Source organism: Vibrio sp. 811 (assembly GCF_033339195.1).
Genome location: NZ_JAWOUB010000610.1, coordinates 1 through 603, shown reverse-complemented (window position 1 = coordinate 603; position 603 = coordinate 1). Strand labels below are relative to the sequence as shown.

General features: G+C 42.6%; 1 protein-coding gene and 1 pseudogene. Both read left to right on the top strand.

What is annotated here, in order from left to right:
• On the top strand, positions 1-364 hold a 364-nt coding region (locus R7Q46_RS28385), incomplete at its 5' end, for a YjbF family lipoprotein (protein WP_318078471.1).
• Positions 361-603 (top strand): annotated as a pseudogene (locus R7Q46_RS28380) (YjbG polysaccharide synthesis-related protein); the annotation flags it as partial. The gene R7Q46_RS28385 and the pseudogene R7Q46_RS28380, both read left to right, overlap by 4 nt.

Here is a 603-nt window from a genome sequence, read left to right as displayed (position 1 = left end):
CGTTAAAACGATTGGTCTACAGAGTGGGGACTTAGCAGGTGTTTACGGTGACGTTCCAGATTTTTCTTTAGACTCAACATCTGTCAACTACGCACTCTCATACGATTGGGCAACACAATACCGTTATGGTTTTCCTGCAAATGTAACGCGCTCTTACTCAAGCCACGAAACGTTAACAACACCTATTTCTAGCACTATGACCAACGTATATAAAGAAGTTGTTGAGTTTAGCAGCCTTTCTCAATCGGTCGAAAACTACTATTGGGTCAATGAACAGGGTCAGGTCGTTAAAACCTTACAACACTTAGGGCCAAATATGATTCCGGTTGAGTTAACCATTTTGAAGGGATACAGCAAATCATGAGCAAGCGACTACTCACATTATTCGTTTTGGTTATGCCACTTTTGAGCACACACAGCTTCGCTAAAACAGAAACCTCTACTACACTACCATTAAATGTTGAGTTGCCGGAAGTGGGCAAACAGCTACGATTCCAAGGGCCTGCTCGTTTAGAAAGTGTGTTAGCACTCGCCATCGAGCAAAATGTTTCACTACAATACTCTCTTAGTACGACTTTGTTTGATAAATCGGAACGCGCCGAG